At 71.7% G+C, this 19,132-nt stretch carries 15 protein-coding genes; 7 read left to right on the top strand and 8 right to left on the bottom strand.

Features of this window, described 5'->3' with window-relative positions; translation table 11 throughout:
• Positions 1 to 81: 81 nt before the first annotated feature.
• Positions 82 to 1,368, bottom strand: a complete 1,287-nt coding sequence (locus tag ASF17_RS13690; protein ID WP_055801219.1) for an adenylosuccinate synthase — start codon at positions 1,366 to 1,368, stop codon at positions 82 to 84.
• 195 nt (positions 1,369 to 1,563) lie between these two features.
• On the opposite strand from ASF17_RS13690, the gene ASF17_RS13685 reads away from it, so the two are divergent.
• The 3 genes from ASF17_RS13685 (at position 1,564) to ASF17_RS13675 (ending at position 4,571) form a co-directional block, all read left to right on the top strand.
• Positions 1,564 to 2,223 carry a hypothetical protein gene (locus ASF17_RS13685; RefSeq protein ID WP_055801216.1) on the top strand — a complete coding sequence of 220 codons (660 nt, stop codon included), beginning with the start codon at positions 1,564 to 1,566 and terminating at the stop codon, positions 2,221 to 2,223.
• Between the two features lie 121 nt (positions 2,224 to 2,344).
• Positions 2,345 to 3,811, top strand: coding sequence for a xylulokinase (gene xylB / locus ASF17_RS13680; protein ID WP_055801213.1), 1,467 nt, complete (start codon positions 2,345 to 2,347; stop codon positions 3,809 to 3,811).
• Between the two features lie 37 nt (positions 3,812 to 3,848).
• Complete coding sequence (locus tag ASF17_RS13675; RefSeq protein WP_055801209.1) at positions 3,849 to 4,571, top strand: metal-dependent transcriptional regulator; 723 nt, start codon at positions 3,849 to 3,851, stop codon at positions 4,569 to 4,571.
• A gap of 16 nt (positions 4,572 to 4,587) precedes the next feature.
• Here the strand turns inward: ASF17_RS13675 and ASF17_RS13670 are convergent, their stop codons facing one another.
• The 6 genes from ASF17_RS13670 to ASF17_RS13645 form a co-directional block, all read right to left on the bottom strand.
• Complete coding sequence (locus tag ASF17_RS13670) at positions 4,588 to 5,790, bottom strand: ROK family transcriptional regulator (protein ID WP_055801206.1); 1,203 nt, start codon at positions 5,788 to 5,790, stop codon at positions 4,588 to 4,590.
• Between the two features lie 120 nt (positions 5,791 to 5,910).
• Positions 5,911 to 8,244 (bottom strand): alpha-xylosidase, encoded by a 2,334-nt coding sequence (gene yicI, locus ASF17_RS13665; protein WP_055801203.1) that lies wholly within the window; start codon positions 8,242 to 8,244, stop codon positions 5,911 to 5,913.
• A 24-nt stretch (positions 8,245 to 8,268) separates the two neighbouring features.
• Positions 8,269 to 9,183 (bottom strand): carbohydrate ABC transporter permease, encoded by a 915-nt coding sequence (locus ASF17_RS13660; protein WP_055801200.1) that lies wholly within the window; start codon positions 9,181 to 9,183, stop codon positions 8,269 to 8,271.
• A complete protein-coding gene (locus ASF17_RS13655) occupies positions 9,183 to 10,055 on the bottom strand; it encodes a carbohydrate ABC transporter permease (RefSeq protein ID WP_369814562.1) in 873 nt (290 codons plus the stop codon). Before ASF17_RS13655 ends, ASF17_RS13660 begins: the two co-directional genes overlap by 1 nt.
• Positions 10,056 to 10,183: 128 nt before the next feature.
• Positions 10,184 to 11,482, bottom strand: coding sequence for an ABC transporter substrate-binding protein (locus ASF17_RS13650; protein WP_055801197.1), 1,299 nt, complete (start codon positions 11,480 to 11,482; stop codon positions 10,184 to 10,186).
• A 137-nt stretch (positions 11,483 to 11,619) separates the two neighbouring features.
• Positions 11,620 to 12,639, bottom strand: a complete 1,020-nt coding sequence (locus ASF17_RS13645; protein ID WP_055801193.1) for a LacI family DNA-binding transcriptional regulator — start codon at positions 12,637 to 12,639, stop codon at positions 11,620 to 11,622.
• 234 nt (positions 12,640 to 12,873) lie between these two features.
• Between ASF17_RS13645 and xylA the strand changes: the two genes are divergently transcribed.
• On the top strand, positions 12,874 to 14,067 hold the full coding sequence (gene xylA, locus ASF17_RS13640; protein WP_055801190.1) for a xylose isomerase: 1,194 nt from the start codon (positions 12,874 to 12,876) through the stop codon (positions 14,065 to 14,067).
• A 355-nt stretch (positions 14,068 to 14,422) separates the two neighbouring features.
• Here xylA and ASF17_RS13635 read toward each other — a convergent pair whose 3' ends face one another.
• The gene (locus tag ASF17_RS13635) at positions 14,423 to 15,313 is read right to left on the bottom strand and encodes a GDSL-type esterase/lipase family protein (protein WP_055801186.1); all 891 of its coding nucleotides are present in this window, start codon (positions 15,311 to 15,313) and stop codon (positions 14,423 to 14,425) included.
• Positions 15,314 to 15,613: 300 nt separating this feature from the next.
• Between ASF17_RS13635 and ASF17_RS13630 the strand changes: the two genes are divergently transcribed.
• The 3 genes from ASF17_RS13630 to ASF17_RS13620 are packed head-to-tail and all read left to right on the top strand — an operon-like array spanning position 15,614 to position 19,103.
• A complete protein-coding gene (locus tag ASF17_RS13630) occupies positions 15,614 to 16,291 on the top strand; it encodes a TetR/AcrR family transcriptional regulator (RefSeq protein WP_235476646.1) in 678 nt (225 codons plus the stop codon).
• Positions 16,288 to 16,935 carry a hypothetical protein gene (locus ASF17_RS13625; RefSeq protein ID WP_055801184.1) on the top strand — a complete coding sequence of 216 codons (648 nt, stop codon included), beginning with the start codon at positions 16,288 to 16,290 and terminating at the stop codon, positions 16,933 to 16,935. Before ASF17_RS13630 ends, ASF17_RS13625 begins: the two co-directional genes overlap by 4 nt.
• On the top strand, positions 16,932 to 19,103 hold the full coding sequence (locus tag ASF17_RS13620) for a YhgE/Pip domain-containing protein (protein ID WP_055801180.1): 2,172 nt from the start codon (positions 16,932 to 16,934) through the stop codon (positions 19,101 to 19,103). Before ASF17_RS13625 ends, ASF17_RS13620 begins: the two co-directional genes overlap by 4 nt.
• The last annotated feature ends 29 nt before the right edge of the window (positions 19,104 to 19,132 follow it).

Here is a 19,132-nt window from a genome sequence, read left to right as displayed (position 1 = left end):
CGAGTCTCTCAGCCCGCAGCACCCCGCGACGGCCCGCAACACCCCGCGACGGCCCGACGTCAGCCGCGGAGCGGCCCGGGCTCAGCCGAGGAGGTCGTGGCGGACGACGATCGCATCGCGACCGGGTCCGACGCCGATCGCCGAGATGCGGGCGCCGCTCATCTTCTCGACCGCGAGGACGTACGCCTGTGCGTTCGCGGGCAGGTCGTCGAACGTGCGGGCGCCGGTGATGTCGTCGTCCCAGCCGGGGAACTCCTCGTAGATCGGCTTCGCGTGGTGGAAGTCGCTCTGCGAGACGGGGACCTCGTCGTGACGGACGCCGTCGACGTCGTAGGCGACGCAGACCGGGATCGTCTGGAGCCCGGTGAGGACGTCGAGCTTCGTCAGGACGAAGTCCGTCACGCCGTTGATCCGGGCCGTGTATCGCGCGATCGGTGCGTCGTACCAGCCGCAGCGGCGGGGGCGGCCCGTGGTCGTCCCGAACTCGAACCCGTTGGCCCTCAGGAACTCGCCGGACGAGTCGAACAGCTCGGTGGGGAACGGACCGGCGCCGACGCGCGTCGTGTAGGCCTTGACGATGCCGATCACGCGCTCGATGCGGCCCGGCCCGATGCCCGAACCGGTCGAGGCGCCGCCGGCCGTCGCGGACGACGAGGTGACGAAGGGGTAGGTGCCGTGGTCGACGTCGAGCATCGTCGCCTGGCCGGCCTCGAAGAGCACGGTCTTGTCTGCCTCGAGCGCCTGGTGGATCTCGAGGGCGGTGTCGGCGACCATGGGCCGGAGCCGCTCGGCGTACGACAGCAGCGACTCGACGACCTCGTCGACCTCGATGGCCCGCCGGTTGTAGATCTTGACCAGGAGGTGGTTCTTCTGGTCGAGGGCCGCCTCGACCTTCTGGCGGAGGATGCCCTCGTCGAAGATGTCCTGGATGCGGATGCCGACCCGGTTGATCTTGTCGGCGTAGGTCGGGCCGATGCCGCGACCGGTCGTGCCGATCTGGCGCTTGCCGAGGAATCTCTCGGTCACCTTGTCGAGGGTGCGGTGGTAGTGCGTGATGACGTGCGCGTTGGCGCTGACCCGCAGTCGCGAGACGTCGATGCCCCGGGCGATCAGGGCGTCGAGCTCGTCGAAGAGGACCTCGATGTCGACGACGACGCCGTTGCCGATGACGGGGGTGACGCCGGGCGACAGGATGCCGGAGGGCAGGAGGTGCAGGGCGTACTTCTGGTCGCCGATCACGACGGTGTGACCGGCGTTGTTGCCGCCGTTGAACTTGACGACGTAGTCGATGCGGCTCGAGAGCAGGTCGGTGGCCTTGCCCTTGCCCTCGTCGCCCCACTGGGCTCCGATGATCACCACTGCGGGCATGGTTGCCTCCTCATGTCGGGGGAACGCACCGGCGGAGGTGCACTTGAGTCTACCGACCGGGGCGCCGAGGGCGATCGTGGGCGGACTCGAAGATGAGGAGATGGGCACCTTAGGAGATATGTGAATGTCATATGTTTCTTCCGGCGCATCGACGACCGTCGGCGACGCCTCCGCATCACGACAGGAAGCAGCTCCATGAACACGAAGATCCTCACCGGCCTCGGCACCGTCTGCCTCGCCACCGCGACCCTTCTCGTCTCGACCCCCGCCCTGGCCGCCCCGAGCCCGATCGCACCGGTCTCGGCCTCGGCCCCCTCCGACGCACGACCGCCCCTGGCGGCCGGCATCGAGGTCATCGGCGTCGTCGGCCTGCACGCCGGCATCGAGGTCACGGGCACCCCCGGCGCCTCGATCTCCGTCGACGTCGACGACCGGTACACCGTGCCGTTCCTCGTCGATGGCCACGCCGTCGAGTGGACCACCGTGGGCGACGACGGCTCGGCCCGGCTCGCCGTGCCCGCAGCCGCGGGGGCCGCCACGCACGTCACCGTCTGGATCGGCGAGGGTCGCGACACCCAGGTGCTCGAGACGACCGTCGACCGCACCGACGAGGAGGCCGTCGCCCCGGTCGTCGAGGTCGTCTCGGTCCAGGGCAGCCGTGCCACGGTGATCGTGCCCACGATCGCGGGCAAGTCGTTCGCCATCACGAACGGACGCGGTCAGCGCGTCGCCGGCGCGTACGGCTCGGGCGGACCGACGACGGTCGGCTTCAGCGTGATCCGCGGCACGACGCAGACGTACGAGCTGCGCATCGCCGGACAGGCGAACCTGCCGTTCACCGTCACGGCACGATGAGCACGGGCGGTGCCGGCCTCGGAGACCGGCACCGCACCTCCTCGACGCCCCCGACCGACCTCGCCACGCCCGTCGGCGGCGGCACTGGCGCATTTGTGGTCGGGTACGACAAACTACGGTCATGAGTCTCGTCGCCGGGGTCGACTCCTCGACCCAGAGTTGCAAAGTCGTCATCCGCGATCTGTTGACGGGCGAGCTCGTCCGGCAGGGGACGGCCAAGCACCCCGAGGGCACCGAGGTCGCCCCCGACGCCTGGTGGAGCGCCCTGCTCTCGGCCATCGAGGCGGCCGGCGGCCTCGACGACGTCTCCGCGATCTCCATCGCCGGGCAGCAGCACGGCATGGTCGCGCTCGACGCCGACGGCGAGGTCGTCCGCGACGCCCTCCTCTGGAACGACACCCGCAGCGCCCCTGCGGCGCGCGACCTCATCGCCGAGGTCGGCGCCGACGAGTACGCCAGCCGGACCGGCACCGTGCCCGTCGCGTCGTTCACCGCCACGAAGCTCCGCTGGCTGCGCGACGCCGAGCCCGAGAACGCCGCGCGGGTCGCGGCCGTCGCCCTGCCGCACGACTGGCTGACCTGGAGGCTCCTCGGCTACGGGACCCGCGCCTCCTCGGCCCTGGGCCCCGATCTCGACGAGCTCGTCACCGATCGCTCCGACGCCAGCGGCACCTCGTACTGGAGCCCCGCCCACGAGGCCTACGACCTCGAGCTCTTCGAACGCGCGCTCGGGCGCCCGGGGCGCGTGGCGGGCGGCGACGGCGACGGCGTCGTGCTGCCCCGCGTGCTCGGACCGGCGGACGCGGCCGGGACGACCGTCGCGCATTCGGGCATCCCCGAGGGGATCGTCGTCGGGGCCGGTGCCGGAGACAACGCCGGCGCGGCACTCGGACTCGACGCCACCGTCGGGGATCTCGTCATCAGCATCGGCACGAGCGGCACCGCGTTCGCGGTCACCGACTCCTCCGTCACCGACCCCACCGGGACCGTCGCCGGCTTCGCCGACGCGGCCGGAGGGTTCCTGCCCCTCGTCGCCACGCTGAACGCGGCCCGCGTGCTCGCCTCGATCGGCGCCCTGCTCGGCGTCGACCACGACGAGTTCGCCCGACTCGCCCTCGCCGCCGAGCCGGGCTCGGGCGGGCTCTCGCTCGTGCCCTACTTCGAAGGCGAACGGACCCCCGACCTGCCCGAGGCGACCGCCACCCTCTCGGGGCTGACCCTCGCCTCGACCACTCGCGAGAACCTCGCCCGCGCCGCCGTCGAGGGCATGCTGTCGGCCCTGGCCGACGGCGGAGCGGCGGTGCGCGATCAGGGCGTCGAGGTCCACCGGGTGCTCCTGATCGGCGGCGCGGCCCTCAACCCCGCCGTCCAGACCGTCGCCGCCCAGGTGTTCGACGTGCCGGTCGTCGTGCCGGCACCGGGCGAGTACGTCGCCGACGGCGCCGCCCGCCAGGCGGGCTGGGCCCTCTCGGGGAGCCGACCGCGGTGGGAGCTGTCGACCCGCGCCTCCTTCGCTCCCGAACCACGACCGGAGATCGGCGCGCGGTATCGCGAGGCCCAGGCGCTCGGCTCGCTGCCGCGACCGTAGCGCCCTCGGCGGGCGGGCTCCCGCCTAGAATCGCCACATGCCAGCGGACACCGGGTCGGCCCCCTCGACCATGACCGAGAACTACCTCAAGGTCATCTGGAAGGCCGACGAGTGGGCCGTCGACGGGGGCCCCACCGGGATCACGACGAACGAGATCGCGGCCACGCTCGGGGTCGGCGCCTCGACCGTGTCAGGCAACCTCCGCAAGCTCGAGCGCGACGGCTACATCGACTACCAGCCGTATCGGAGCATCGCCCTCACCGAGACCGGGCGTGCGGTGGCGGTCGCCGTCGTCCGTCGACACCGCCTCATCGAGACCTACCTCGTCGAGCGGCTCGGCTACGGGTGGGACGAGGTGCACGACGAGGCCGAGATCCTCGAGCACGCCGTCAGCGATCGGCTGCTCGAGGCCTTCGACGTCGAGCTCGGCCGCCCGACGGCGGACCCGCACGGCGACCCGATCCCCTCGTCCGACGGGACGGTCGTGCGCCCGACGGCGCATCGGCTCGGCGAGTTCGGGGCGGGCGAGTGCGGCTTCGTCGTCCGCGTCTCGGACGACGAACCCGAGCTGCTGCGCTACCTCAGCTCGCTCGACCTGCGCGTCGGCGCCCACGTGCGGATCGGCGAGCGCCGCGACTACGCCGGATCGCTGCAGGTCGTGGTGACCGACGCCCACGATCGACCGACCGGCACGGTCGAGCTCGCCGGACCGGCCGCCGCCTCGGTGTGGGCGAACTCGGAGCCGCACACGCACGCCTGATCGTGCGGCGTGCGCCTCACCCCGCGGTGCTCGGGGAGGGTGCGGGCAGGCGGGTCCCGGCCGGATCGGCGAGGAGGCGCGCGAAGGCGAGCTCTGCGGCGCCGATCGTCAGACGGTCGGCCCCCAGCTCGGCGGGGACGATGCGCAGGTCGTCGGCAGATCCCGGCAGCGCCTGGGCGGTGACGCCGGCGAGGAGGCGCTCCGGCTCGGCCGCGAGCAGGGAGGCCAGGAACCCGCCCAGGACGATGAGAGCGGGGTCGAAGACGTTGACGACGTTGCGGAGCGCGATCGACAGCTGGTCGACCTGGCGCTGCACCTCGACCCGCGCCTGCGAACCGGGCGCCGACGCGACGAGGGCCGCCGCGAGCTCGTCGGCCTGCGAGCGGTCGAGCCCGGTCACTGCGAGCAGGGCCGCCTGGCCCACCTCGGTCTCGAGGCAGCCCGTCGCGCCGCAGTGGCACAGCCGGCCCACCGAGTTGACGAGCGTGTGGCCGAGCTCGCCCGCGTATCCGCCCGAGCCGACCAGGGGCGCCCCGCCGACCAGCACGCCCCCGCCCACGCCGCTCGCACCGCCGTTGAGGAACACCAGATGCTCGACGCCCCGCCCGGCGCCGAAGCGCCCCTCGGCGAGGGTCGCCGCGGAGGCGTCGTTCGCCGCACGGGCCGGCAGACCGGTGGCCTCGGCCACGAGCTCGGCGAACGGCTCGTCGACCCACCCCAGGTGCGGGGCCAGCCGGACGAGACCGCCGTCGGCCCGGACGAGACCGGGGACGGCGAGACCGACCCCCACCTCGACGACCTCGGGCCGCTCGGCACGCAGCCCCTCGATGACCGAGGCCGCGATCGCCGCGGCCCCCTCGGCCGTCGGGATGCCGTCCGTCTCGCGTCGGACCCGGGATCGCACGACTCCGTCGAGGCCGACGACGCCCACCGTCACGGCATCGATCTCGGGATTCACGGCGTAGGCCACGACATCGCTGCTGGCCGCGACCACCGGGCTCGGGCGCCCCACCCGGACGACCCCGACGGGGTCGGTCTCGACGACGAGGCCCCGGTCGACGAGCTCGCCGACGAGCGCCGCGATCGTCGAGCGGTTGAGACCGGTCGCCTGGGTCAAGGCGGAACGGGACCGGGGGCCCGCCGCGTGCACCAGGCCGAGCAGCGCCGACAGGTTCGTCTGGCGCACACCGTCGGCGCGCGCCCCGGGTTCGATCGTCACGTGGCCTCCTGGGCCGAGCGTACCGGGGTTCCGACGGCGTCGAGTGGCCGCGGGGGCTCCGTCGCACGGGTGCGGACGGACCTCCGCGGCCACCCGGGCCGCTGACCCGGTGGGGCCGGATCAGCCGTCGTCGCGACCGAAGCGCTCGAGCTGCGGCGACACCGGCCGCGACCCGGACGAGGAGGCGCCGGTCTCGACCGACACCGCGCCTCCCGCCCGCGTCACGACGAAGTCGGCCGACTCGCCGTCCGGAGTCGTCACCGTCACGGAACAGGTGCCGTCGGCGCCGGGGAACACCCGCAGCACGAGCCCCTCGAGATAGTCGTGGTCGGGGCGGTCGTCACGCCCGCCCAGCGGGATGACGGCGCCCTCGCGGACGTACAGCGGCAGGGTCAGCACGCCGTGCGTCTCCGTGCGCCATGCGCCCGCGCCGGCGTCGACGACCTCGCCCGTGAACCAGTTCGTCCACCGGCCGGCCGGCAGATAGACCTCGACCGTGCCGTCGGCCGAGAACACCGGCGCCACCAGCAGATCGTCGCCGAGCAGGTACTGCGTGTCGACGTGGGCCGCGCCCCGGTCGCCGGGGAACGCCAGCGCCATCGGCCGCATGACCGGAAGCCCGGTGCGGGTCGACTCGAGCCCCGCGGCGTAGAGGTACGGCATCAGCCGCAGCTTCAGCTTCGTGAAGACCCGGGTCACCTCGACGGCCTCGTCGTCGAACGCCCACGGCACCCGCACCGAGCTGCTGCCGTGGAACCGGCTGTGGCTCGACAGCAGACCGAACGCCGTCCAGCGCTTGTAGACGTCGGGGTCGGGCATGCCCTCGAACCCGCCGATGTCGTGGCTCCAGAACGAGAAGCCGCTCATCGCCAGCGAGAGGCCCCCGCGGAGGGTCTCGGCCATCGACTCGAAGGTGGAGGTCGAGTCGCCGCCCCAGTGCACGGGGAGCGCCTGGCCGCCGGTCGTCGCCGAACGCGCGAACACGACGGCGTCGCCCTCGCCGCGGACCTCCTCGAGGACCTCGAAGACGGCGCGGTTGTAGAGCTGCGTGTACAGGTTGTGCATCCGCTCGGGGTCGGAGCCGTCGTGCCAGACGACGTCGGTGGGGATGCGCTCGCCGAAGTCGGTCTTGAAGGCGTCCACCCCCTGCTCCTGCAGCCCGCGCAGCTTCCCCTGGAACCAGGCCGTCGCCTCGGGGTTCGTGAAGTCGACCAGGCCCATGCCCGCCTGCCAGAGGTCCCACTGCCAGACGCTGCCGTCGGGGTTCGTCACGAGGTAGCCGGCGTCGGCAGCCTCGCGGAACAGCTTCGAGCGCTGCCCGATGTACGGGTTGATCCAGACGCAGACCCGGAGGTCGCGCTCGTGCAGGCGGGCGAGCATGCCCTCGGGGTCGGGGAAGACCCGGGGGTCCCACTCGAAGTCGCACCACTGGAACTCGCGCATCCAGAAGCAGTCGAAGTGGAACACGCTGATCGGCATGTCGCGGGCCGCCATCTCGTCGACGAAGGCCGTGACGGTCTCCTCGTCGTAGTCGGTGGTGAACGACGTCGAGAGCCACAGCCCGTACGACCAGGCCGGCACGTGAGCCGGGCGGCCGGTGAGCCGCGTGTACCGGTCGAGCACGTCGGCCGGCGTGGGGCCCGCGATCACGAGGTAGCGCAGCGTCTCGCCGGCGACTGAGAACTGGACGCGCTCGACCGCCTCGGAGCCGATCTCGTACGACACGTGACCCGGGTGGTCGACGAGCACCCCGTAGCCGCGGTTGGTCAGGTAGAACGGCACGTTCTTGTAGGCCTGCTCGCTGGAGGTGCCGCCGTCGGCGTTCCACACGTCGACGGTCTGCCCGTTTTTGACCAACGGGCCGAAGCGCTCGCCCAGCCCGTAGACGAGCTCGCCGACGCCGAGCGAGAGCTGCTGCGAGACGTACGACGGGGCGTGATCCGCCGCCGTGCCCGGGCGACCCGCTCCCTTCACCACGGCGCCGACCATGGCGCCGTCGATCCGCGCGTCGGGGGCCACCTGGTGGTAGCCCACCGACTTCGCGCCCGAGCGGGTCAGGACGGTGTCGCCGTCGCGGAAGACGAGGTCGAAGGGGCCGCCGCGACCCACGGAGGCGGTGAGCCGCCCCGAGGACAGCGTCGCGCCTCCTGCGGTCATCTCGGCGACGCCGACCCCGGCGGGGCCGCCCTCGGCGCCGACGAGGTCGAAGCCGATCTCGTCGCGCCCACCGGAGAAGTGGGCGACCTCGACGGCGATCACGCCCTCCATCGGCGAGCTGAGGCCGACCGTGAGCACCGGCCGGTTGAGCGTGTCGCCGCGGTGCGCGATGACCTTGGTGGGGGCCGTGACGACGAGCGAGCGCCCGTCGTCACCGGTCTCGACGTCGTAGACCTCCTGGCCGAAGAGGGAGGAGACGCCGGGACGCGTCTGCCAGAAGCCGTCGGTGAACTTCATGCGATGCCTTTCGAGCGGTGCGCGCTACTTGACCGCACCGGCGGTGATGCCGCGGGTGAGGGTGCGCTGGAAGAGGAGGAAGAACACGAGGGTCGGGATGAGACCGAGCAGCGCCGAGGCGCTGGTCGTCGTCACGTCCATCAGCCGGTCGCCCTGCAGCGCCGTGATGGCCACCGGCACCGTCTGGTTCGCGTTCGAGACGAGGAACGTCAGCGGGATGAGGAACTCGTTCCACGTCCAGATGAAGAAGAAGATCGCCAGCACCGACAGGGTCGGGCGGCTGATCGGCACGATGACGCGCCAGAGGATCTGCCACCGGCTGGCGCCGTCGAGCGAGGCGGCCTCGAGGACCTCCTTCGGGAAGGTCCCGTAGACGCTCGACAGGAGGTACGTGCCGAACGCGCTCTGGATCACCGTGAAGATGATGATGACCGCCCAGATGTTGTCGTACAGACCCACCTGCTTGAACATGAAGTACAGCGGGTAGAGCAGGGCCTCCTGCGGCAGCATGTTCGCCAGCAGGAACAGCACGATGATCCAGGTGCGTCCGCGCACCCGGCCGATGCCGAGGGCGTAGGCGTTGAAGACCGAGATCACGACGGCGAACAGCGCGACCAGACCCGAGATGACGAAGCTGTTCCAGAGCTTCTGGGGGAACTCGACGCGGTTCCAGAAGTTCACGATGCCGTCGAAGTAGAGCGACGTCGGGAAGCTGAGGGGCCCGCCCTGCGTGTAGTCCTCGGGGGACTTGAACGAGTTCACGAGGATCAGCAGGAACGGCAGCGCGATCAGCACGCCGAACAGCACGGCGGCGACCAGGACGACCCAGTCGGCGGTGGTCTTCCGGCGCTTGCGCTGCTTGGCCGGGGGGAGGCGCGGCTCCGGCACCGCGGGACGGATCCGGTCGTCCTTCACCGGGGGCACGACGGTGGTGGCCATCAGCGGTCCCTCTCTGCTCGTTCGGCCCGGTTCTGGGCCTGGATGAAGAAGACGGTGATCACGACGATCACGAGGGTCAGGGCCGTGGCGATCGTGGCCCCGTAGCCGACCTGCTGGCTCTGGAAGAACTCGCTGTAGGCGTAGTAGCTCGGCACGATGGTCGAGTCGCCCGGCCCGCCGCGGGTCAGGGCGTAGATCGGACCGAAGACCTTGAGCGCCGCGATCGTGCAGGTGAGCACGACGACGAAGATCTCGGGTCGGATGATGCTGACGGTGATGGCCCGGAACCGCTGGAACCAGCCCGCGCCGTCGAGCTCGGCGGCCTCGTACAGCTCGGGGTCGACCCGCTGGAGGGCCGCCATGAAGATGACCACGGGATAGCCGAGCTGCACCCAGACCATGACCACCATGATGCTGAGCAGCGCCGTGTCGGGGCTGCCGAGCCAGTTGTGCTGCAGGGCGCCGAGTCCCACCGCCTCGAGGACGGTGTTGAGCGCCCCGTTCTCGGGGCGGAGGATCCAGCCGATCACGATGGCGGCGATCGCCACGGGCAGGATCTGCGGCAGGTAGTACGTCGCCCGCAGGAACGATGCGAGACGGCCGCCGAACTTGCGGCCGATCAGGTCGAACAGCATGGCCGCGAGCAGCAGGCCGAGCAGGGTCGGCACGACGACCATCGCGATGATGAGGAACACGCTGTTGAGGAACGACGTCCAGAAGCGGTCGTCGGTCATCAGCTCGCGCCAGTTGTCGAGACCGGCCCAGGTCGGCGGGCGGATGCCGCGGTAGTCGGTGAAGCTGAGGTAGATGTTCCAGATCAGCGGGACCAGGACGACGACCGTGAAGAGGACGAAGCCCGGGATGAGGTACAGCCAGAATCCGCGTCGGCCGGAGCCGGGCAGGAGGCTCTCCTCCGGCGGGAGGGCCGACGACGTGCGTCGGCCCTCGCGACGGGGGCGCGCCTCCCTGGCACCGGGGCGGGTGTCGAGGGAGGTCACGGTCACTCTCCGGTGATGTCGTCGACGCCGCTCTGGTACTGGTCGCCCAGCGTCGACAGCATGTCGTCGGGCGAGGTCGAGCCGTTCACCAGCTCCTGCGTGCCGGCGACGAGCTGGTCGTAGAAGGTCGGCGTGGGCCAGTCGGGGTAGAAGGCGAGACCGTCGCGCTCGAGGAGCGTGTTGAAGTTCGCGATGAGCTCCTGGCTCTTCGGGTCGGTGATGTCGGCCGGGTCGGCCTTGACGGGCACGCCGCCGTTGTTGCCGATGAGGTTCTGGATCTCGGGGCGCATGGTGATGTCGATGAACTTCGTCGCGAGGTCCTTGTTCGCGGCGTTCTCGGGGACGACCCAGAGGTTCCCGCCCGAACCCGGAGCCATCTCGCTGCCCGGGAACAGGAACGTGCCCCAGTCGAAGGTCGCCTCGTCGGCGACCCGGCCGGCCCACCAGCTGCCGGAGACCATGATCGGCGCGCCGCCGCTCATGAAGGTCGTGCCCATGTCCTCGGCCTTGATGCCGGTGACGTCCTTCGAGATCCAGCCGTTGTCGACGTACTCCTGCAGCTTGTCGGCCGCGTAGGTCAGCTCGGGCCCCTGCCAGTCGACGTCGCCCTCGTAGAGCTGGTAGTCGTCGACGAACGAGCGGTCGGCCTGCGAGAGGGCGAGCTGGTAGAAGAGCTGCCCGAGCGGGTACTCGGCACCGGCCTCGGCGAGGGGGGTGATGCCGGCGTCGGCGAAGGTCTGCAGCGCGGCCTCGAACTCGTCGTACGTGGTCGGCACCTCGATGCCCTGCTCGGCGAAGGCGTCCTTGTTGTAGAAGACCTCGACGTACTCGCCGTAGTTGGGGATGCCGTACCAGCTGCCCGAGCCCATGATTCCGCGCTCGTCGTACTTCGACGTCGTGGCGATCGAGGGGGCGAGATCGTCGTCCCAGCCGTACTCGGCGACGGCGTCGTCGAGGTTCGAGAGCAGGCCCTGGCTCGCGAGCAGACCGGCGGTGGCGTTGCCCTTGTTGTACTCGAGGATGTCGGGGGCCTCGTCGGAGTTCAGCACCTGGCTGGCGGTCGACCGGATCTGCTCGAAGCTCTTCGCCTCGAACTCGACCGTGGCGCCGGTCTCCTCCTCGAAGGTCTCGATGGCCTGATCCCAGGCGATGCCCATCGCGCTGGTCTCGCTCTCGAAGTGCCAGAGCTTCAGCGTGTTCGGGTCGGATGACCCTCCGCCGCCGCCGGCGGAGCAGCCGGTGAGCAGGGCGGCGGTGGCCACGAAGGCCGTGCCGGTCGCGACGATGCGTCGTCTCTTCATTGTTCTACCTCCTCGTAGAGGGCCCGCGAATTCAGTGTCGAAGCGTTTCGACGATCGACGGGGAACGGCGGGCCCGGTGATGGTTCGATGGTGGAGCTGCGGTGTCGGTGGTGCCGGGATGGTGCGGTCGGAGAGGTTCAGGAGGCGCGGGCCGGCGCGGTGACCGAGCCCTTCGCCAGGTAGGTGGGCGCGATCAGTTCGACGCCCGTGTCGACGCGGCCGTCGATGCGCTCGAAGGCGGCCTCGACCGCGCGAGAGCACATCTCGTCGATCGGCAGGGGAACGGCGTCGAGCGCGGGATCGAGCTCGTCGGCCGCGTAGCTGGCGCAGGCGGCCAGGACCGACAGGTCGCCGGGGATGTCGACGCCGAGTCGGCGGAGGTGCTGCATGACGGCCTCGGCGGTGGGCTCGCTGCAGTGCAGCACGAGGGCGGTCATGCCCGGCAGCCGGCGCCGGAGCTCGTCGAGGGCGCGCGTGGCGGGCGCCCGCCCCAGATCGGTGGCGATGGTCAGGCTCTCGACCCCCCGGTCCGACGCTCGCGCCGCGAAGGCGTCGTCGAAGCGCCGGATGAAGCCGGTGTCGCGCTCGAGATACGACGCCGGGTGACCGATGACGCCGATGGAGGTGTGACCGAGGTCGGCGAGCCGGTCGACGACCAGCGCCGCCGCCGACTCGAAGTCGAGGTCGATGCAGGCGAGATCGTCGACGTCGCGCGGGATGCCGATGAAGCCGGCCGGCAGATCGAGTTCGCGCACCAGGTCGACGCGCTCGTCGACCGTGGCCACCCCGAGCGCGACGACGCCGTCGACGAGCGAGCTCGACGCGACGCGGCGGATGCCCGAGACCTCGTCGTCGGTCGCGAGCAGCAGGACGTCGTAGTCGCGACGCCGAGCGGCCTCGACGACCGCGGTCACGAACCGCATCTGGGTCGGCTGGTGGTTGTCGGCGCGGATCGGCGCGCTCAGGGCGAGGATGTTGGTCCGGGCGCCGGCGAGCATGCGAGCCCCGGCGTGGGGGCGGTAGCCGAGACGCTCGACCGCGTCGGTGACGCGCTGACGCGTGGTCGCGGCGATCGAGCGCTTGCCCGACAGCGCGTACGAGACGGTCGAGATCGACACGCCCGCAGCCTGCGCCACATCGTGGATCGTCGCCATCATGACCTCACCGTCACCGTCGTCTGCCTCGTGCCGCGGTGGAGGCGAAGCGCTTCGACCGGGTTCGTGAGGAGACCATACGACACCCCCGGATGATGCGCAAGGCGTTTGTCGGACCGATCAACAAAATGAACGAGACCCTCGACCGCAGCCCTCGTGGCGTATAAGTTGTAGTCGACAACAATCGCGACCGCCGCCTCCCGGGGGCTCGCGACACCGACCACGAAAGGGACGCTGATGTCCGTCACCCCCACCCGCGAAGACAAGTTCTCGTTCGGCCTCTGGACGATCGGCTACACCGGCGCCGACCCCTTCGGCGGCCCCACGCGCCCCGACCTCGACGTGGTCGAGGCCGTCGAGAACATCGACCGGCTCGGCGCCTACGGGCTCACCTTCCACGACGACGACCTCTTCGCCTTCGGGTCGACCGAGGCCGAGCGCCAGAAGCAGATCGACCGCCTCAAGGGCGCCCTGGACGCGACCGGCATCGTCGTGCCCATGGTCACGACCAACCTGTTCAGCGCGCCGGTCTTCAAGGACGGCGGCTTCACGTCGAACGACCGCGGCGTGCGTCGCTTCGCCCTCCGCAAGGTCCTCCGCAACATCGACCTCGCCGCCGAGCTCGGCGCCGAGACGTTCGTCATGTGGGGCGGCCGCGAGGGCGCCGAGTACGACAGCGCCAAGGACGTGCAGGCCGCCCTGTCGCGCTACAAGGAGGGCGTCGACATGCTCGCCCAGTACGTGACCGACAAGGGGTACGGCCTGCGCTTCGCCATCGAGCCGAAGCCCAACGAGCCCCGCGGCGACATCCTGCTGCCGACTCTCGGCCACGCCATCGCGTTCATCGACACGCTCGAGCGCCCCGAGCTGTTCGGCGTCAACCCCGAGGTCGGGCACGAGCAGATGGCGGGCCTGAACTTCACGGCCGGCATCGCTCAGGCGCTCTACCAGGGCAAGCTGTTCCACATCGACCTGAACGGCCAGCGCGGCATCAAGTACGACCAGGACCTGGTCTTCGGTCACGGCGACCTGCAGAACGCGTTCTCGCTCGTCGACCTGCTCGAGCACGGCGCCCCCCAGGGCGGCCCGAGCTACACCGGCCCTCGTCACTTCGACTACAAGCCCTCGCGCACCGAGACCATCGACGGCGTGTGGGAGTCGGCTGCGGCGAACATGCGCATGTACCTGCTGCTCAAGGAGCGCGCGCAGGCCTTCCGCGCCGACCCCGAGGTGCAGGAGGCGCTGGTCGCCAGCCAGGTCGCCGAGCTGTCGACCCCGACGCTCGGCGAGGGCGAGGGCTACGAGGCCCTCCTCGCCGATCGAGCCTCGTACGAGGACTTCGACGCGGACTCGCACTTCGGCGGACACGGCTACGGCTTCGTCCGCCTGCAGCAGCTCGCCGTCGAGCACCTGATGGGCGCGAGAAACTGAGGCAGGCGCGCCAGCGACTGCGTTTCTCGCGCTGACGCGCTCCAGCGCGTCGGGAAACTGAGGCAGGCGCGCCAGCGACTGCGTTCCTCGCGCTGACGCGCTCCAGCGCGGCAGACGGAGCTGAGGAGAACGCGGAGCGTTCTCGCTCCGAGCGCTGACGCGCTCCAGCGCGTCGGGAAACTGAGGCAGGCGCGCCAGCGACTGCGTTTCTCGCGCTGACGCGCTCCAGCGCGGCAGACGGAGCTGAGGAGAACGCGGAGCGTTCTCGCTCCGAGCGCCGACGCGCTCCAGCCGCTCACGACGGGCCGTCCACCTCCACCGGTGGACGGCCCGTCGTCATGCGTGTCGGCTGGCGTCAGGCGACGACGGGGCTCGACGACCCCTCGGGTGATCCGCTGACGACGAGGCCGGGCGCGATCGCCGGCGACGGAGGGGCGACGACCGGAGCATCCGCGCGCTCGTCGAGCTCGACCCCGACGCGGCGCGCGTCGACGCCGTCGAGCGCCGCATGGACCCGGGGCGCGACGATCTCGGCCCAGGTCCGGTGCAGGGTCGACCAGGAGAAGAGGCCGTGGACGGTGAGGGAGTCGATCGCCTCGGCCGGGAACCCGACATGATCGACGCCGACCAGCTCGCGGGCGAGTCGCTCGGTGACCGTGTTGAGGCGGTCGACCTGCGCGGCGATCAGCCGGCAGGCCGTCGGGGGGATCGGTCGGAACCGCGCGAGGGGCGGGATCGCGGCGAACACGACCGCGCAGTCGGGGCCGGCCTCCTCGCGGACGCGCTGGACGAGGATCCTGAGGTCGCGCTCCCAGGCCCGGGGGCTCGTGGCCGACAGGACGTCGGCGATCCCGAGGAAGATCACCGCGGCGCCGGCCCCGGCCGCCGAGAGGGTGGGCACGGTGGCCGCGGTGCGCGCGGTGAGGACGGGCGACGAGAGCTCGGACCACGACAGGCCCCGCCCGCGAGCGCGTGCGACGCGGGTGGCGACCTGACTGGAGGTCGTCATGCCGTGGCTGAGGACGCCCATGCCGGCGACGGCGATGCTGCCGATGAAGGCGATGCGTTCCGGATCGGGCCCGCCGATGGCGGAACTGCGCTCGTCGCGGGGGAACACGGCGGACGCGAGATCGCGTCGGTACATCTCCATGTGGAAGGCGAAGAGCGGACGAGCCAGGGCCACGAGCAGAGGGACGACTCCGGACGGGCGGACGACGGTCGTGTCGTCACGTCGGGTCTGGGGCATGGGAGTCCTGGTGCGTCGGTGGTGCCTGAGGGGGCCCGCGGGGCGGGCGCTCTCGAGTCTGTTCACCCGCAGGGGTGCGATGGGGGACGGTTCGCATTCGGGATACCCCGCGGACGCTGACCGGATATCGCCGATTCCCCCGTGGGATCCCAGAGAAGTGCTGGTCACAGTAGGTTTTCCGACGTGTCCGCCGAAAGGGGGACACGATCGTCCCCTGCGGCGACCCGTGAACTGGGGGTTCAGGTGATCGGCTCCGTCCAGCATCTTGCACAGCCGTGTGCAAGATCGTAAGATCGGCACGTGAACACGACGACCACCCGCACGCGAGCGCCGCGACGCGACGCCACCGCCAACCGCGAGGCCCTGATGGCGGCCGCGGTGCGCCTCCTGAACTCCGACCCGACCGTGCCCCTCGAGGCCATCGCCGCCGAGGCCGGCCTGTCGCGGCGGAGCGTCTACGGGCACTTCGCCACCCGCGACGACCTCGTCCGGGAGGTCACCCTGCGCGGCGCCGCCCGCATCGGGGCAGCCGTCGTCGTCCAGCCGGGCTCGAGCGACCCGGTCGTCCAGCTCGCGGCGCTCGGCGCCCGACTGTGGTCCGAGGTCGAGCACGTGCGCGTGATGGCCCAGCTCACCGTGCGGGGCCCCCTCATGCATGCCGTGGGCGAGGCTCTCGCCCCGCTTCGCGCCTACGTCCGCGAGACCGTCCGTCGCGGCGTCATCGAGGGCCGCATGCGACCCGACATCGACGTCGACACGCTCGCGCACCTCGTCGAGGGCGCCGCCCTCTCGGTGCTCGACGAGGCCACCACCCGCGATCTCGGGCGCGACGAGGGCCACCGCCTCGTCATGCTCGCCGTCCTGGCCGTGATCGGGCTGAGCTGGCGCGAGGCCGACGACCTCATCGCGCGGAACCCCGAGCTCGCCCTCCCCGCACTCCCCACCCTCGAGCCGGTCGACCACGAGGCGACGGCATGAGGCTCGAACTCGTCGCCGCCGCGGTCGGCGACGGCCCCGGCGCCCCGCTCGCCCCGCTGAGCGTCGTCGCGGACCGCGGCCGCCCCGGCTTCGTCGCCGTCGAGACCGAGAACGGCCCGACCGTCGCCAGCCTCGTCGCGGGCGGTCGGATGAGCCCCGACCACGGGGGCGTGCTGCTCGACGGGTCCGACGACGCCGCGGCGATCCGCGCCTCCGTCGCCCTCGTGGACACCCCCGGCGTCGCCGAGCCGTTCGGCTCCCTGACGGTCGCGCAGGTCGTCCGGGAGGAGCTCGCCCTCGCCGGGCTCCGCAGCGACCGCGCCTCGGTCGCGCTCCTGATCGGATCGCTCGGGCTCGACGAGCACCGACGGACGCGCCTCCACTCCCTCCCGACCGACCGACGGGTGCGGCTGCTCGCCGAACTGGCCGTGCTGCGACCGGAGGTGCGCGGGCTCGTCCTCACGACCCCCGAGCGACACGGCGGCGATGTCGCGGCCTGGCTCGAGGTCGTCCGCGACCTCGTCGACCGCGACTACACGGTGCTCACCGTGACGAGCTACGCGGCGCTCGCCCAGGCCTCCCTCCCCCTCCCCGACGTCGACGACGACGCCCCGTCTCCGACACCCGAAAGCGACCCCTCGTGAAGATCGTCACGCTCGTCCGTTCCGAGTTCCAGCGACTCACCTCGACGGGCCTCGCCCGGCTGGCCCTCGTCGCGCTGATGACCGTCCCCCTGCTGTACGGCGGCCTCTACCTCTGGGCCAACCAGGACCCGTACGCCAAGCTCGATCAGGTGCCGGCCGCGCTGGTCAACTCCGACGCGGGCGCCGTCTCCGACGGCGACGCGGTCGACTACGGCGACGACGTCACGAAGGAGGTGCTCGACGGCGGCGACTTCGACTGGCACGAGACGACCGCCCAGGAGGCGCGGGCCGGCCTGGAGGACGGAACCTACGACTTCACCTTCACGATCCCGAGCGACTTCAGCGCCGACCTCGTGTCGGCGTCGGGCGACGACCCCCGGCGTGCGCAGATCGTGCTCGCGACGAACGACACCAACAGCTACCTGTCGACGACCATCGCGGAGCAGGCCGCGAAGACCATCCGAGCCTCCGTGACCGAGCGGGTCGGCAAGGAGGCCGCGACTCAGCTGCTGGTCGGCCTGTCCGACATCCGCACCAGTCTCGGCGACGCCGCCGACGGGTCGGCGCAGCTGAACGACGGACTGGGGACGAGCGTCGGAGGGGCCGACCGGCTCTCGGCGGGCGCCGCCGACGCCCGTGACGGCGCCGACCGCCTGGCCTCCGGGGCCGCCGACGCCCACCAGGGCGCCGATCAGCTGGCCGCGGGCGCGGCGGCAGCCGACTCCGGGGCTCGCACCCTCGCCGACGGCACCGCGACCCTGAGCACGGGGGCCGCGGCCCTCGACACCGGCCTTCAGCAATTGCGCTCGGGCACCGCCGATCTGCCCACGCAGACCGAGGCCCTCGCCGACGGGGCCGCTCGGGTCGCGGCGGGCAACGACCAGCTGGCGACCACCGTCGGCGGAGCAGCCGCCGACAGCCAGCGAGCGGTTGACGCGCTCCCCCAGGCCCAGGCCGCCGCTCGGGCCGACATCCAGGCCGCCCTGGCCGCCCAGGGCTACGACGCCGACCAGATCGCCGCGATCGCCGCGACCTTCGCGCCGGTCACCGACGATCTCACCACCCGGCTGACCGATGCGAACGCGCAGCTCCAGGCCCTCGACGGCTCCGTGTCGACCCTGGCGGCGGGCGCCGACCAGGTGGCCGCGGGGACGAGCACCCTCGCCGAGCGGACGCCGGCGCTCACCGCGGGCGTCTCGTCGGCCGCCGACGGCTCGTCGCAGCTGGCCTCCGGGTCCGCGAGCGCCGCCTCCGGAGCCTCAGACCTCGCCGACGGGCTCGACACCCTCGACTCGGGGGCCGCCGCGCTCGCCGACGGCCTCGGCACGCTCGACTCCGGAGCGGCGACGCTCGCCACGGGGCTCGGCACGCTCGCCGACGGCACGGTCGAGCTCCACGACGGCCTCGTGCAGCTGCGCGACGGCAGCACCAGGCTCTCAGACGGTCTGCAGAACGGTCTGGCGCAGATCCCGGCCAGCAACGAGCAGTCCCGGGACGATCAGGCGTCGGCGATCTCCGACCCGGTGTCCGTGACCGACCGCGCCCTGACGAGCGCGGGCACCTACGGCGCCGGACTCGCGCCGTTCTTCATCAGTCTCGCGGCCTGGATCGGCATCTACGCGCTGTTCCTCATCGTGAAGCCGCTGTCGAAGCGGGCCATCACGGCCGTGAAGGCGCCCGGTCGCGTCGTGACCGCCGGCTGGCTGGCCCCCGCCCTGCTCGGCCTCGTGCAGATGGTCGCCCTGTTCGGCATCGTCACGGGCCCGCTCGGCTTCGACGTCGCCCATCCATGGGGCATGGTGGGCCTCATGGTGCTCGCCTCGGCGACGTTCGCCGCGATCATCATGATGCTCAACGTGCTGCTCGGCAGCGTGGGTCAGTTCCTCGGACTGGTGCTGATGGTCGTCCAGCTCGTGACCGCCGGGGGCACGTTCCCCTGGCAGACCCTGCCCGCCCCCCTCGCGGCGCTGCACTTCGCCCTGCCGATGAGCTACGCGACCGACGGGCTGCGGCAGGTCATGTACGGCGGCAGCCTCGTGACCGCGACCGGCGACGCGGCCGTGCTCGCCTGCTGGCTGCTCGGGGCGCTGCTCGTGTCGTATCTGGCCGCCGCGCGGATGACCCGCCGCCGGACCCTTCGCGACCTCCGCCCCTCGCTGATCGGCTGACGCCGGGGCCCCGCCGGGGCCGGAACCGA

This window comes from Frigoribacterium sp. Leaf263 (assembly GCF_001422285.1).
Lineage (GTDB): Bacteria > Actinomycetota > Actinomycetes > Actinomycetales > Microbacteriaceae > Frigoribacterium.
Note: the sequence above shows the minus strand (reverse complement) of the source record. Positions and strands in the feature narration are given on the sequence as shown.

Excerpts from the sequence above, each read along its gene's own strand:
- ASF17_RS13690 (WP_055801219.1), bottom strand. The coding sequence starts at position 1,368 with ATGCCCGCAGTGGTGATCATCGGAGCCCAGTGGGGCGACGAGGGCAAG.
- ASF17_RS13685 (WP_055801216.1), top strand. The coding sequence starts at position 1,564 with ATGAACACGAAGATCCTCACCGGCCTCGGCACCGTCTGCCTCGCCACC.
- xylB (WP_055801213.1), top strand. The coding sequence starts at position 2,345 with ATGAGTCTCGTCGCCGGGGTCGACTCCTCGACCCAGAGTTGCAAAGTC.
- ASF17_RS13675 (WP_055801209.1), top strand. The coding sequence starts at position 3,849 with ATGCCAGCGGACACCGGGTCGGCCCCCTCGACCATGACCGAGAACTAC.
- yicI (WP_055801203.1), bottom strand. The coding sequence starts at position 8,244 with ATGAAGTTCACCGACGGCTTCTGGCAGACGCGTCCCGGCGTCTCCTCC.
- ASF17_RS13660 (WP_055801200.1), bottom strand. The coding sequence starts at position 9,183 with ATGGCCACCACCGTCGTGCCCCCGGTGAAGGACGACCGGATCCGTCCC.
- ASF17_RS13650 (WP_055801197.1), bottom strand. The coding sequence starts at position 11,482 with ATGAAGAGACGACGCATCGTCGCGACCGGCACGGCCTTCGTGGCCACC.
- ASF17_RS13645 (WP_055801193.1), bottom strand. The coding sequence starts at position 12,639 with ATGATGGCGACGATCCACGATGTGGCGCAGGCTGCGGGCGTGTCGATC.
- xylA (WP_055801190.1), top strand. The coding sequence starts at position 12,874 with ATGTCCGTCACCCCCACCCGCGAAGACAAGTTCTCGTTCGGCCTCTGG.
- ASF17_RS13635 (WP_055801186.1), bottom strand. The coding sequence starts at position 15,313 with ATGCCCCAGACCCGACGTGACGACACGACCGTCGTCCGCCCGTCCGGA.
- ASF17_RS13625 (WP_055801184.1), top strand. The coding sequence starts at position 16,288 with ATGAGGCTCGAACTCGTCGCCGCCGCGGTCGGCGACGGCCCCGGCGCC.